This window comes from Staphylothermus marinus F1 (assembly GCF_000015945.1).
In the GTDB taxonomy this organism is placed as follows: domain Archaea; phylum Thermoproteota; class Thermoprotei_A; order Sulfolobales; family Desulfurococcaceae; genus Staphylothermus; species Staphylothermus marinus.
In genome coordinates, this window is the sequence record NC_009033.1 from 215,534 (window position 1) to 230,277 (window position 14,744).

A 14,744-nucleotide genomic window follows, 5' to 3' on the forward strand; every position below is an offset into this window, starting at 1 on the left:
GTAGACAATCATTTCTTTATCTTTTTCGAGATAACTACTAGTGTAGATGTTGATACTACATTAGTTATAGAGCGTATTTTCTCTATAATTTTCTTTAACTGCTCGAGACTTATATCTTGAGTAACAACTATTAGATCATAATCTCCGAAAACTCTATATATTCTACTAACATGTTCTATGCTGAAAATTTTATCCATAACTTCTTTTTCATATCCTGGTTTTATCCTAACAAATATTATTCCAGACAATTATTTCTCATCCTTGTAAATTATTTTATCCAACCTAAAATTTATGTATGTAACTAAGCTTTAAAAGTATGAATCATTCTCTATGTTGGAGTAGCTATTATGCTTTTTGCAGCAACTTTCTTGACTCTAACATCTATTATTTTCCTTAATGGGAGCTTACCAGGTATTTTCACTATTATAGGGTAGCTTGCTGGTTGTCTAGCAATAGTATATTCTCCCACTTGTTTCTCAGTATATAGATATCTTAGAATACTATTTATGGGTGCTATTTTCTGAAGCATTGCACGATCAATTTCGTTCATTATCTTTATTCGGTATATATTATATATTCTTTTGTGTTTTCTCAATAATTGTTCAACTGTTTTCTTATGCATCCATAGAGGCGTATTTTCCAGCACTGATACCTTCCGTATATTTATTCTTCTAATAAGTAATCCTTCTTCATATATTTTCTTTAAGTATTCATAGTTAATCCTGAATGTATTCTTGGTTTCTCCGGGCAAACCATATAGTAGATTTACACCTGGAAGCAGATGGGGTAAACCATTCCATCCCCTATGTCTTCCAATCTCATTTATAATTTTAATGACTACTAGTGCTTCTTCGGGATAAACTTTTAAATTATTCATTCTAACAACTTTTTCATCGAAAGACTCTATTCCGAGAGCAGCTACATCACCTGGTGTATGATATTTTACGATAGTCTTTAGTGCTTTAATCGATTTTTCAGGGTTATGTATAATTGTCCCAGGATTAACATTGTCAATATGTAGAACTCTCAGTCCCGGTGCTACGTTTCTTATCCCATGAAATAGTTTCTCTAAAGCTTCAATGTTTGGTTCAGGATACTCTTTCTCTCCAACACCTTTACCCATATATGCCAATATATCTGGTTGACGGCCTATTCTGAAATGCCGTGCTCCAAACCGGTATAGTTGTTCTATTTCCTTCACAATGTTTTCGGGATTCCTCATCAATGGCCTACCATATCTTGGTTCTGTGCAGAAACTACATCCACCAACTACCCATCTAGGGCATCCACGGAAAGTTTCTATTTCAACTATTAGGTTCCAGCCATAGTTCGGGTGTTGTTTAATTATTTTTGCTCCTAGAATAAATGCTTTATTAGCTAGTTCATAGTTTTCCCTGAGCTTCCATGGCTCAGCTTTTTCGGCACCATATTTGATTAGATTATAAAAGTATATTTCTGGATCACCATATACGAGCTCATCAAATATTCTATATAATATTTTTCTTTCAACAGCAACTGAGCCCCCGCCTATTCCAAAACCATATCTCGCAGCCGGACCGACAAGTATTTTGAAAGTATCTTTTAAGAGGAAAGCTAGTTTCTCAGCTTCTCTGTAACTTAGTGGTTTTCCACCAATATATTTTCCTGGAACTTCTGGCCCCGCAATAAATACGGCAAGATCAGATTTTCTTGCTTGATCTATGAATGATTCAATATTATTTCTAACCTCATCAATAGTCCAATAAATTATATTAACATCTTTTTTAGCCATCCAAACTGCTCCAGCAATAAGCCTGGGATAAACATCAATATATGGAGGAACACCTAAGCCTGCTGGTTCATCATTGTATCCATCAACGATTATTATTTTACTATACACATTACCCTCCCACTTTCATAATTAAAGAAACAATCTTTTATACTGTTATATTTATCTAGAATGTTCAGAAGAGGATTGTTTTAGATAAAAAACTTTATATTAATCAATACCATAACCATATAGTTTATTACGATTTTCCAGCCTCTTCTGTTGATTTTGAAGCCTCTCTCCATGCTAGCCTAGTATAATGAAATACCACGGGTATTAGTACTAGTGCGAATGCTATGCTTAGACCCCAAGCTATTGTGTTTATCACACTTGTTGCTCCAACAAACTGTGAGAATATACCGCTTGCACCGATCACTATAAATATTAATACTATCAATGATTCTATAAATGGTGCTAGCCTCTTATATGTTGGATAAGTCTCAGCCAGTACTGATCCAACTGTTCCAGCTACATATACTCCCACAACTATTACTATAATACCAAGTATTAATGGGTAAATAAGTGATCCTTGCAACAACATGATGTTTAATGATATAGTTAATATAACCGTTATTAAGCCGAGCAGTATAAGGTTCTCCGCTAAACTAGCCAGTCCAGAGTATTTCTCCTTAAACATTGCATGCAAGAACTTTCCAACATACCTCGCTAAAGCAACGCTAAGTATTAAGCCAAGTGTTAATAGTGTTATTCCCCCTATCAGCTTAGGCAGATATAATGCTATCTGGTATACTAGTTCGCCAGTCAATCCTCCAAGATTAATAATCTCCACTGCTGCAACAATTGATACCACAATTACAAAGGCTTTAGTCAAGCCACCTATTAGACCAGATAAATCAATATTCATAGACTTAATGCTTTGACCAATATCTGTTGCTTCAAGGGGTTTCTCCACAATTGCATCAATGATCTTATCAACAATTTTACCAATAGCATCTCCTAGGACATATCCTATAAACAATATTATAGAGGCTGTAATAAAGCCCGGTGCCGCCGACACTATGTAGTCGAGGAGTAAATTATACTGAAACATAACCTTAACCGCTAAAGCTATGACAAAGACAGACAATACTAGTGCTGTAATATCATAAATTAATGAAACAGCTAATTCATGTTTATCCTTGAAAGAGCCCCCGAAAAAGTTTGCAATATACTCAGCAAATATTATTGATACAGGGATACCTATGGCTAGTATTGTTATGCCTGCAGTTATGTTGAGTATAGCTATTGCTATAGCTCTCACCAATTCGCCTGTATAACCTGTCAATGATAATATATCGATGGCAGCTACGATAGAAATAATGATTACAAGAGCCATCACCAAGATCCCTATTAAATTACCGAGATCAACACCTGCCTCCTTAATAGATTTTCCAAATTTTGTCTTCTCTAATGGTTTTTCAAATAATTTATTTATGATAATACTTGTAGCATCCTTTACAAGAACACCAACAATATAACCAATCAATACTATAATAATTGCACCTATGATTTTCGGCAGATAATATATTATCTGCGAGATCGCTTCGTTAAACGAAGAAGATAAGTTCCCTAGTACGTCACTCAACAACGATCACCATAGATCACGTAAATTATACTATATATCTCTTTTTCAATACAAGAAATAAAAAGATTCCATCTAATTTATAAACATTAAATCAATAATTAATTTAGTAAATATTAAAATTAAAAATATCCATTAGAAATTAGAAAAAGATAATAATATAATGAATTTAATACAGAAAATTTTTCTAGCTAACAAATATTTCATTGTATTATTTCATATTCGAATTGCTGTTACAAGCTTAACATTCTCCTCAATAATACTTCATATTTATATGTAAACAAGATAGTTAAAGAGTTAATAAGTGACCTACTCTAATGCATAATAGTATTTTACAACGGTAACGATCATCTATGGATTATAGAAAAGATTATTTCTAACAAGTTAGATAGAGACTATTTGCTTATTTGGATATTATGGTTGTTTTGATGGATTGGCGGGGTTCGTTTTATAAATCCTCACTAATATAATGGTTAATGATTTGGGAAATGCGGATGAAGGGCTCAAAGTGGTCTATGTGGAGCCCCGATAGCCCCCACGATGAAGGGATGAAGCCCCAACCCAAGAGGGGGAAGCCCGTGCAGATATCCAAAATTTCCAAAACAACCAAAAAAATAAAGCACGGGCAACCACGAAATTAAACAGCATCCTAATGTTTTTGTTGAAAACTATTTGTTACCTAGCAGATTCAGTATAAATAATTTCAAGCATAATATTTCATCTCAACCAGTATTGATACACTTTCTAGGACTTACTGAGGAATACGGTTATAACAATGATTGTTGGAACAGGTTGGTCTAGCTGATAGAATTCACCATAAACCAACAGAGAGTTGCGATTGCTGTTGCAACTGTTGCTTTAGCAAATAGTCCCCTGGCACTATTGACGGATAAGCTCACAGCAGAGCTTGACATCGAGAATGCTTTAAAAATAACTAAATTATATGCAGACCTAAGCGTTAAGCATGAAAAAACAATTATTGTTTCACACGTGATCCAAGAATAGCTGTTAGGGCTTCTCATATATTTAGGCTTGAGGGTGAAAGAATAATTGAAGTATATAAGCCATCAGATCTAGGTGTAATGTATGGAAGTAGAGGGAAAGAGGAGGACTTAGCAGAAATAATTAAGAATAAGCTTACCTCAATCAAAAAAGTTGTGGAGGAGCTCGTGAAGAAGCTTAGGGATGGCGAGATAGGTATGGAAGAATTTGATCTTAGATATAATAAGTTAAAGCATCAAATGAAAGCTTTAAAGGAACTATTAAGGAGTCTTGAACACTGAGCAACTATATTAATCCCTTTTCTCTCAACTGCTCATATAATGATCTCACAAGTCTCGATCCAAACCCGGGCAATGATTCTATTTTGGATGGCGGAGTACTCGCTAGATCCTTAAGAGATTTAATGCCATGTTTAATTAGTGTTCTAGCTCTCACTCTACCTATACCTTGCAACTCTACTAGTTCTAATGCATCTTCTTTAACCCCATATTCTAGTCTAATACTTAGTTTCTCAAGATTATTAGCTCTAACAGTGTTGCCCAATACTTTTTCAACACGGCTAAGAGCACTAGCTATCCATGAAGCTGTATCTCTAGCAGAATAAATATCGCCGGGCCCAACACCGTATTTCTCAGCTATTTCATCTTCATCTATCTCATTTATCCAGTCATGAAGCATTTTTGCTTGAACAAAGCTTTGCAACCATACATAGTAATCATAGTATTCAAATGTTTTAGGAGGCTCTGGTATAATGTCTTCATCGCTAAGCTCTAATGCTTCTTCTTCGTATAGTTCAACTAGTTTATTGCTTATATAGGGTTTGCTCCTCAAATAATCGGGTGTCTGTGTTATAAGCATTAGATAGTATAAGTCACCTACATTATCTTTTATATTTTCTAAGTACCGGTTAACAGATAGTGGATCGAGATATGTTATCGAAGTTATTAATCCAAGCTTTGTGGCAATAAATTTATTGTTTCCAATAGACTCTATCATACCCCACTCTAATAGATCATCTAGTACTATGTCTATTGTAGACTTCAAATAGGCAAGATCTCTATATTCTGCTACAAATAATGTGTTCTTGAAAACATTAATGATTTCTTCTAGAGTATTAGCATCTTTCGAGGCTATTAACGCTAATACATGTATTCTCAAACTACGCTCATTGTTCAACTTACTAGTTATGGGTTCTAGTTTTCCATGAATAAACTTCAATCCCTCAGATAAACTAGAAGCATCATAGATTATGGCTTCACCATATGGGTCATATGTTGGTCTACCGGCTCTGCCAGCCATTTGTTTATATTCATAAACAGCAATATTCACAGTCTGCCTTCTCATAGGACTATATCTTTTAATAGAGACGAGAACTCTTCTAGCAGGAAGATTTACTCCAGCAGCTAATGTTGGAGTCGCGAATACTGCTCTAATTATTCTCTCCCTGAAACCTTTCTCTACAACTCTACGTGCAACACTACTCAGTCCTGCATGGTGGAAGGCTACTCCTCTACTAATTAGGTATTCTAGTTTTTCTCTCTCCAACCTGCTTGGTGACTCTTTTAATTCTTCAAGAATCTCTGATAACTTATTTTTATCTATAAGGTGCTTAAATAATCCCATATGTTCTGAAAGCTTAAAAGCCCATTCCTCAGCTTTTCTCCTATTATGTACAAATACTAGTACTTGTATACCACTGGAAATGCTTTGAAGAGAAATGTTTAAGGCTGCACCGCCTATTCTATGAATTATTTTCTCTCTCCTCCCATCCCTGAAAACTATTACGTGGTTTTTCTTATCGTATACTCCTTCAACTAATTCTACAGGTCTATATGGATCGTCTACTAGTTCAGCATTAATCCATCCAGCTAAAACATCTGGATTACCTATTGTTGCTGATAAACCAATTATTTGAGCTTGAGAACTCAGCATTTTTGCAATAATCATTTCTAGAATAGGTCCTCTTTCCGGATCACCTATCATATGGAATTCATCAATAACAACAACTCCTATTCTATTCAACCATTTAGGTTTAAGTCTTAATAAACTATCGAATCTCTCATAAGTAGCTATAACTATATTGTATCTACCCAAATACTCTGCTGGCGACTCATAATCTCCCGTTGTTATCCCAATTCTTAAACCTAGTTTTTCTAATTCCTTGAATTCATCATATTTCTCAGAAGCCAGTGCTCTTAGTGGAACAAGGTATAAACCAATCATGTCCTTATTAATTGTGTTATGGACAAGCGCCATTTCACCAATTAACGTCTTACCGCTTGCTGTCGGTGCTGATACTAAAAGATTCATACTATTGAACAATCCCTTCTTAACAGCACTTTTCTGAACAGGGTTGAGCCTTGTGATCCCTCTATTTTTCAATAATTCAATATAAGTTCTCGGAAAACCATATTCTAAAAGCTTCTCAACATCCAACTCTTTACCACACCCATCCATGTTCCAGATAATACTAAAATGGTTTAAAACCCGGATATATTATTTGTAATCAATTAGTTTATAATTGGGGGACTAAATAGTGGAACGTAAAATTTTTCACCAACTAATAGGGTTGAATGAAGTTTTCAAAGTTGTAGAAAAATATTATCCCTTGAAGCCTCTCGGCGAAGAATATGTTGACCTAATTAATTCTTCTGGCAGAGTATTAGCCGAAGATATTTATGCACCAATAGATCATCCTCCATTTGATAGAAGCGAAGTCGATGGTTATGCTGTTAGGAGCATGGATATTAGAGGAGCAGACGATCTACACCCTGTTAAGCTAAAAGTTATAGGGGGAATCGAGCCTGGGGAGAAACCATCTACAGAGATTAGAAAAGGAGAAGCTGTAGAAATCGCTACAGGAGCAATGATCCCTAGAGGAGCAGATACTGTAGTCATGGTCGAATACACTAGGCGGGAAAATAATGAAGTAGAAATATATCGTGCAGCCGCTCCAGGAGAAAATATTGCTTCTACGGGAAGCGATATATCTATGGGAGACCTTGTATTATTGAAGGGGACTATTATAACCCCAAATATAATTGGCTTACTCTCCGGTCTAGGGGTTAACAAGGTAAAAGTATATGTTAAACCAAAAGTAGCAGTATTCTCAACGGGCAACGAAGTAGTAGAGCCCGGAGAAAAACTTGTTGCAGGAAAAGTATTTGATGTTAATGGATATCTTGTTACTTCATCTCTAAACGAGATGGGTGTAGATGCTAAATTTATTGGTAGACTCCCAGATAACGAAGAAATTATTTACTCTGAGATCAAGAAAGCCCTTACATGGGCAGACATAGTTATTACAAGCGGAGGAACAAGTGCTGGATTAGGAGACACTATTTATAGAGTATTCGAAAAACTAGGCGAACCAGGAGTAATTGTTCACGGATTAAAAACGAAGCCTGGAAAACCAACAGTTATCGCCGTTGCAGATAAGAAACTATTATTTGGTTTACCTGGATTCCCACTATCATGCTACATGATATTCGACCAAATCGTAAAGCCTATAATGTATAAACTATTGGGAACAAGGCCTCCTAGAAGAAGAAAAATACGTGCTAGACTAGCTTATAGAATTAAGAAACCCCTAGGTAAAACATGGCTATTACCAGTATCCCTCATAGAAACCCCTCAAGGATACACAGCATATCCCGTCTCAATTAAGAGTGGTAGCATATCACCATTTATTTATAGTGATGGATACGTTATTCTCCCAGAAAATACTGATCTACTCCTCGAAGACTCAGTTGTGGAAACAGTATTGTTCAGAGACCTAGAAAGCCTACCTAGACTCGTGATTATAGGTAGCAATGATATCTTACTTTACCATATACTTGTACAGTATGGTTTAGCTGATCAAACAAGAATGATATCTACCGGGAGCATGGGGGGATGGAGAGCTATAAAGAGAGGAGAAGCAGATATAGCACCAACACATCTACTAGATGAAGAAACACTCGAATACAATGTTCCATTCTTAGAAAAATTCGGTCTAAAAAGAAAAGCCGTCTTATTACGAGGATATGAGCGAAGACTTGGAATACTTGTTGCAAAAGGTAATCCTAAGAAAATAACGGGGATCAGGGATTTCCTTAGAAACGACATAGTGATCGTGAATAGAACAAGAGGCTCTGGAACACGCGTATACCTAGACTATGTATTGAGAAAACTAGCTGAGAAAGAAAATATATCGTTTCAAGACATAGTTGAGAAAATCAATGGATACATGTATGAAGTGAAAACACATACAGCTGTTGCAGCAGCTATAGCTCAGGGTAGAGCAGATGCAGGAATAGCTGTTGAAATGGCTGCTAAAATGTATAATCTAGACTTTATACCCTTAACTTGGGAAAAATATGACTTCCTCATATTGAGGGAACGCATGGATAAAAAACTAGTCAGAGAATTCATCAATACACTTAAGTCGCTAGGAGAGAAGAAAAATGAAATCCAGAACCAGTTCCCAGGCTATAGATTACCAAATAATATTGGAGAGATCATTGCTGAGTAGAGTCTAGAAACTCTCTAGACTTCCTAATATAGTTTATCTTGAACAATCTATAATTTTTCCTATGCTTAACAATATGTTCATCTAAGTATGCATCCACCTTTGCATATAAAGCTATAAGATATGTTCCAAGAGAAATTATAGATAATAAAACATCTTTTAATCCAAGAATGAATGGTTCGTAATCATCATATTCATTATTATTGATTCTATTAAATAATTCACGAGTAATCTTATTCTCATATACAATATGTCTATTAAATAATTCTATCTGGAAAAATAAAAGGATCGAGAGAGAAGCATGGAAAAGAAGTATAAGCAGTATCGAAAAAAATGGGTTTTCCGCTATGAGAAGAGATAAATATGGAACAATTAATAGGACAGGCATATATTTTAAAGGAGACTTCTCAATAGCTAGAAACTTTATAAGATAATTATATGATTCCCCTCTTAACCCTAAGTTTATTATTTTCAACATATCCTCTATATGTGAGTGTAGATATTTGGAAACCTCTATGTGATTATTTAGCTTTCTAAGAATAAGTATATGAAGTACGAATATAATTGTTGATCCAAGCAGTCCTACCAGTAACTCGGCAACATAAATGAATTGATTCCATTTAATAAAATATGATAAAATAAGGAATAAAGCGTAAACAGTGATTAAGGAAGAAGAATATATTAGTGAACTAGGTATTCTCCTAAAACTATGCAATCTCTTAGAAATAATATCACATGCCCTCAGTAGATCACTAATTTTCGTCTCGAAACTTGACATTATATGTTCTAGCCCTCCATAACTAGTTTATGCACCTTGTATAAGTACCGGCTTGTTTTAACTGCTTTAACGGATACTTCATATAGTTTCCCATGATAAATAACAAAGTGTCTTCGTTTAATACTGTTCCCCCGAAGGATCTTAATTACTTCTTCAACCATCCAATGAAGCTGTGTACAATGAAGACTTCCATCAACTGTTAAAACTGATACTTCATCATATTTTCCACGAGCAAGTATTCCTGCAAGCTTAAACCCAACCATATTTACGTGTTCCGCTTCTAGACAAACAGATAATAAGGCATACTCATTTTTAAACTTCTCCAATGTTTCAGGATGCTCTAGCTCAACGCATCTCCCAATAATTAATAACTTCTTCTTATCTCTAAAAATCCTCGATTTAGCATTAATATCTATGAGTCTAGGTATTCTATACATACTTTTCACAACTCTTCTATCTCTTTTAACAGAGTTCTTAATGATAAAGAATATATTTTACAATTGGATCAATATATAATATGGGTGTTATAAGAATTGCCCGAGGTAAGAACTGGGCCAGTTAGAGTAAGTGGTTACGCGTTAAAACTCAGAAGAGTCGTTAATGCTGCTCTCCGCGATTATTATAAGCAAAAAACACTGGATGCTAAAGAAATAAATAATATTATTAGCGACTTGAACGCTAAAATCTTTAATGTTCTAGTAGAAAGATTTGAAATTCCTAAAGATGCTATTGTAAATATTATACTTAACTACGAAGTAGAAAACAATAAATTCGTCATAAAAGATATCAAGGTTGAAGTCTACGATCTCAACGAGATCCTTACAAGAAACGCCACAACCGAAATCAAGAAAATCATTGGATTACAGTAATCAGTTATTTATGCGAATCTATAGAGAGATTATTTGAAAAGGTGTCATATGGGTATTGAATGAGATATTTGTAGGTATATTACAAGATGAATTCACAGTTGATCCTATGGAGAATTATAAGAGAATCAGAGAATTGCTAGAAGAAAAACACCAAGTCGCAGATATTGTTGTCGTCCCAGAATACTCAATGATAAACATTCTTGCCGGATTGAAGCCTAGTGATGTATATGAGCGTGCTGAGAGGATAAATGATAGTATATATATTTCTAAGATAAGCGATCTCGCGGCGAAACTTGACACATATATGCTTATACATTTCATTGAAAAAACAGATACTCCGCCAAAAACAATGAGTTCAAGCATACTTGTTCATCCAAGTGGTAGGATTGATAAAGTATATAGTAAAATGCACTTATTTGACGCATATGGTTATCGGGAATCAGATTATTTTCTGCCTGGTAGAACTCTTTCTCGACCATTAGTATTTAACCATGTTAGATTCTATGTAGCTATATGTTATGATCTACGCTTCCCAGAGCTTTTTAGAAGCTATGCGCGAAAAGATGCTTATGGAGTATTTATTCATGCAGGATGGGTTAGAGGCCCATTGAAGGAGGAAATACTCGACTTACTAGCTAGAGCTAGAAGCCATGAAAACACTATGTATATTATATTATCTGACCAAACAGGAAAACAATACGTTGGCAGAAGCGGTGTATTTAGCCCACATGGTTTTAGAGAAATAGATATGGGTTATAGAAGAGGATACGTTGAATGGCCAATTAACCCAGACGATGTTTTAGAAGCGAGAAAAGTTGTGCCCGTAGTTGAACAATCAAGAACTCGATGGGATATTGTTTTGAAAACCGCTAAATAACATAGCATAATTTATAGATTAAAGAACTATTTCTCCTCAATTGAAACATTACTTTTACATTCATTTCTAATCATGCATTCATGAAGCATTCTTATAGTTTCCGATGCTAAATCTTCGTTTCCTGGATTATTCATATAGTTTATAAATGATTCATGAGTTTCTGCTCCGCAACAATTATATATTATATCAGATAATAGATCAACCTTACTTAATAAACTATCAAGCCTCCAAGCAACACCATATTCATCTCTACGGTTACTCAAATAATTAATAATTGCTACTAGCTCAGCTGATTCCCTGAGAGCACCGCATTCTTTTCTCTCACACAAATTCCTCAACCCCTGTTTTGGAGGGCTCCGCCATACTATATAGTCTATAATGGCTATTAAACCCCACACTACAGCATATAAGAGATAAGCTTCAATCTCGTATATTAAGAATACCAAGAGAGAACCTATAGATGCACAAGTAGTTGATATTATTGCAGATAATCCTAGATAATAATATATCCTACCAAGCTTGCTCAATAAGTTCACCAGTCTCATAATTGATCCTCTGAGAAATATGCTCTAAATAAACTATACTATCCTCTAGCCTCTTAACTAGTTCATCGTGTTTAGAACTATCATATATAATATGGCCATCCACTACTATATAATGTGGAATAAAACCATTGCCTAAAATAAACCTACTTAAAAGATTCCCGGAGTGTAATGGCGTATTCTTCAAAGCATCTATATCATAAACTACTAGGTTAGCTGGATAACCCTCTTTAATGTATCCACCCTTAATACCCATTACTCTATATCCATTCAAAACAACATAGGAATAAGTCGCTCCAAGTCTAAGCCTAGTATCCTTATAATAATGCCTATATAGAAGTAATAGTTCTCTAATCTCGGACAAAATATTTATTTTATCACCTGTAAAATCACCGGTACCAACAGTTAATGGAATATTCTTCCTAATAGCCTCATATACTGGTGCAAAACCTCCAATAGCGAGCCTCATAGATCTATGGGGACATAATATTATAGAAGCTCTCTCTTCAGAAATATACTCGAGTTCAGTACTTGAAACCCAATTAGGATTTACTAAGTAAACATTCTCACCTAATAATTTATTCTTATATAGATATTCTATTGGCCAATGCTCTGTATATTTCTTGAATAAGAAAACTTCTCGCCTAGTTTCCGAAACATGTAATTGTATTTTTAAACCATATTTTTTAGCTAAACTAAAAATATTATCGAGCTCCTCTAGCCTTGAATAATTCATATTAGGGATATTAATGATCGGAAATACCCTATCAACATTTTTGAACTTGGATAGAAAAAGCTTTAGCTCCTCTTCCACCGGCATAATCGGGCCCGTTGAAACATACAGTCCTAGATCAATGCATGCTTTAATTGTTTCTTCAGGGTAATGATACATATCTATGAAACCTATAATGCCGTTCAATAACATTTCAGCACAGGATAATCTACTCGAATGAAAAACTAGTTCTGGAGTTAACAGTTTTTCTTCAATAACTTTTTGGGTTTTAATTAAATCCCAATACTCGTGATCAGGAATAGAGCCTCTTAGAAATGATGTTCCTGCATGAGTATGTGCATTTATATATGCTGGAGTAACAACTTGTTTTGATGCATCGATAACTAGTGATCCTCTAGGCTTCGAACAATGATCACCTATACAAGTTATTACTCCATTCTCAACAATGATGTCCTTCCTTTCATAGATAATAGTGTTGTTAAGATCATTAGGAGTTATAATGAACCTAGCATTTCTAATACGTAGGTTTTCCAATTATATTCACCGAACCAATAATAAGTAATAATTACTCTAATTGAAAAGCCCTCGATAATATGGATAATGCTTCTTTTGAACCAGATATTTCTATTGTTCCATTTCTAATTTTTATGACTGTGCCCTCAAATGGATTGTTCGGGGGGTCTGGTAGTTTTTTATCAGGTTTTTCCTTGCCGACATAGATCCACTTGAGCCTTTTCTTTTTTCCTTTAACATATTCTATTCTATACCAGTATCTTCCGTAGTAATAGTATTTTACAGTCTCATTTCCAGACTTCTTAACAACTATATGTACAGGTTTCAGGTAGTAGCCATAGTTTTTAACAATATTATTGTATTCATAAATTGGGCGGAGACCATCAGATATAATTAGGCTTATTCTGTTGAAAACATCATCTCTATACTTGATTCTCTTATGATCTCCGCTTCTAACGTTATCAGACATGTTTCAATCACCTGTATCGAGTGCTCCATTATATAGTATCCTAGGCGGGTTCGAAGATTAATAATGTATATTCATTAGTGAATCTTGAAGTTCTATAACGCCTTTCTCAACGGGCTTCACAATAATGGGTTTGTAACCTATATTTTTTAATTTATGAATTGCTTTGTTAAGGTTGTTTTCCATAAATAATCCGTAAACTATTCCTCCTCTACCAGCACCACTAATTTTAGCTCCTAATGCACCATTCTCAATCATAGCATAAATGATCTTGTCTGTCTCATATATAGAAACTCCTATGGATTCTAGTAATCCTTGGTTTATACTTATTAGCTCGCCTAAATCATAAAAACGACCAGATAAGATCAAATTCCTAGCTTTATTAACAAGTTGTTCGGCTGCATCGTATATGTGCTTCATTATTTCTTTGTGTCTCTCATATCTCTCCAAGACATCCATTACAACTTTTCCCGTATTTCTCTTGATACCCGAATCAACAACTACTAATGACAGGTTTTGAGGCCATTTAACATTTAGTTTCTCCATATATCCTCTCTTATAATATATTATTCCACCATATGTTGAAACAGTATTATCTATACCGCTAGGTTTTCCGTGAACTAGTTTTTCTGCTTCATAAGCTATATTATTTATATCCTCTAGTTCGAATTCTACCCCTAAGAATCTCAGTAATGAATATGTAAAGGAAACTGCAGTTGCTGCCGACGATCCCATGCCGGAAGATACGGGTATATCGGAATCAATAAACGCTTTAAAACCCCTTGTAATCCCATATTTGTCATTAATGATTTCATATATATGTTTGAATTGTGCCAGTTGTTCAGGAACACGATCTTTATCAATGTCAGTTTCTAGTCGGAGCTGCTTAGAGATAAGCAGATGTTTTTCACTCTCCAATTCCGTAATACATGTTTTAGCATATAGATTCACAGCTGTAACTATTGCTGGCTTATCCTTTACAACGAAGTGTTCCCCGAACAAAATAACTTTTGCAGGTGCTGCGCTACATATCAAATTGTTACACCACGACTTTACTATTTATGT

15 protein-coding genes are annotated in these 14,744 nt (G+C 34.8%); 5 read left to right on the forward strand and 10 right to left on the reverse strand.

The window, feature by feature from the left end:
- Positions 1-8: 8 nt before the first annotated feature.
- From SMAR_RS01030 to SMAR_RS01040, 3 genes are all read right to left on the reverse strand, one after another.
- The gene (locus SMAR_RS01030; protein WP_011838509.1) at positions 9-248 is read right to left on the reverse strand and encodes an Lrp/AsnC family transcriptional regulator; all 240 of its coding nucleotides are present in this window, start codon (positions 246-248) and stop codon (positions 9-11) included.
- Between the two features lie 80 nt (positions 249-328).
- Positions 329-1,879, reverse strand: coding sequence for a radical SAM protein (locus SMAR_RS01035; protein ID WP_011838510.1), 1,551 nt, complete (start codon positions 1,877-1,879; stop codon positions 329-331).
- 127 nt (positions 1,880-2,006) lie between these two features.
- Positions 2,007-3,392 carry a mechanosensitive ion channel family protein gene (locus tag SMAR_RS01040; protein ID WP_011838511.1) on the reverse strand — a complete coding sequence of 462 codons (1,386 nt, stop codon included), beginning with the start codon at positions 3,390-3,392 and terminating at the stop codon, positions 2,007-2,009.
- 879 nt (positions 3,393-4,271) lie between these two features.
- Between SMAR_RS01040 and SMAR_RS08670 the strand changes: the two genes are divergently transcribed.
- Positions 4,272-4,394: a hypothetical protein gene (locus SMAR_RS08670; protein ID WP_280097291.1), complete on the forward strand. Its 123-nt coding sequence runs from the start codon at positions 4,272-4,274 to the stop codon at positions 4,392-4,394.
- Between the two features lie 77 nt (positions 4,395-4,471).
- A complete protein-coding gene (locus SMAR_RS01045) occupies positions 4,472-4,672 on the forward strand; it encodes a hypothetical protein (protein ID WP_011838512.1) in 201 nt (66 codons plus the stop codon).
- A gap of 4 nt (positions 4,673-4,676) precedes the next feature.
- Here SMAR_RS01045 and SMAR_RS01050 read toward each other — a convergent pair whose 3' ends face one another.
- Entirely contained in the window at positions 4,677-6,827 is a 2,151-nt protein-coding gene (locus SMAR_RS01050; protein ID WP_011838513.1) for a DEAD/DEAH box helicase, read from the reverse strand.
- 100 nt (positions 6,828-6,927) lie between these two features.
- On the opposite strand from SMAR_RS01050, the gene SMAR_RS01055 reads away from it, so the two are divergent.
- Positions 6,928-8,904 (forward strand): molybdopterin biosynthesis protein, encoded by a 1,977-nt coding sequence (locus SMAR_RS01055; RefSeq protein WP_011838514.1) that lies wholly within the window; start codon positions 6,928-6,930, stop codon positions 8,902-8,904.
- Here SMAR_RS01055 and SMAR_RS01060 read toward each other — a convergent pair.
- Both SMAR_RS01060 and SMAR_RS01065 read right to left on the reverse strand, forming a co-directional pair.
- A complete protein-coding gene (locus SMAR_RS01060; RefSeq protein ID WP_011838515.1) occupies positions 8,891-9,679 on the reverse strand; it encodes a hypothetical protein in 789 nt (262 codons plus the stop codon). The two genes, SMAR_RS01055 and SMAR_RS01060, sit on opposite strands and share 14 nt — an antisense overlap.
- A gap of 8 nt (positions 9,680-9,687) precedes the next feature.
- On the reverse strand, positions 9,688-10,116 hold the full coding sequence (locus SMAR_RS01065) for a hypothetical protein (RefSeq protein ID WP_011838516.1): 429 nt from the start codon (positions 10,114-10,116) through the stop codon (positions 9,688-9,690).
- 96 nt (positions 10,117-10,212) lie between these two features.
- On the opposite strand from SMAR_RS01065, the gene SMAR_RS01070 reads away from it, so the two are divergent.
- A complete protein-coding gene (locus SMAR_RS01070) occupies positions 10,213-10,548 on the forward strand; it encodes a DUF2258 domain-containing protein (RefSeq protein ID WP_011838517.1) in 336 nt (111 codons plus the stop codon).
- Between the two features lie 55 nt (positions 10,549-10,603).
- Positions 10,604-11,425, forward strand: a complete 822-nt coding sequence (locus SMAR_RS01075; RefSeq protein ID WP_011838518.1) for a carbon-nitrogen hydrolase family protein — start codon at positions 10,604-10,606, stop codon at positions 11,423-11,425.
- A 26-nt stretch (positions 11,426-11,451) separates the two neighbouring features.
- On the opposite strand, the gene SMAR_RS01080 is transcribed toward SMAR_RS01075, so the two are convergent.
- Genes SMAR_RS01080 through mvk form a run of 4 tightly spaced genes read right to left on the reverse strand, consistent with a single transcriptional unit; the run spans position 11,452 to position 14,714 of the window.
- On the reverse strand, positions 11,452-11,952 hold the full coding sequence (locus SMAR_RS01080) for a hypothetical protein (RefSeq protein WP_011838519.1): 501 nt from the start codon (positions 11,950-11,952) through the stop codon (positions 11,452-11,454).
- Positions 11,936-13,234, reverse strand: coding sequence for an amidohydrolase family protein (locus tag SMAR_RS01085; RefSeq protein WP_011838520.1), 1,299 nt, complete (start codon positions 13,232-13,234; stop codon positions 11,936-11,938). The genes SMAR_RS01080 and SMAR_RS01085 overlap by 17 nt, the downstream gene beginning before the upstream one ends.
- A gap of 31 nt (positions 13,235-13,265) precedes the next feature.
- The gene (gene ubp / locus SMAR_RS01090; RefSeq protein ID WP_011838521.1) at positions 13,266-13,682 is read right to left on the reverse strand and encodes a UBP family nucleoid-associated protein; all 417 of its coding nucleotides are present in this window, start codon (positions 13,680-13,682) and stop codon (positions 13,266-13,268) included.
- A 57-nt stretch (positions 13,683-13,739) separates the two neighbouring features.
- Positions 13,740-14,714 (reverse strand): mevalonate kinase, encoded by a 975-nt coding sequence (mvk, locus tag SMAR_RS01095; protein ID WP_011838522.1) that lies wholly within the window; start codon positions 14,712-14,714, stop codon positions 13,740-13,742.
- Positions 14,715-14,744: the final 30 nt, after the last annotated feature.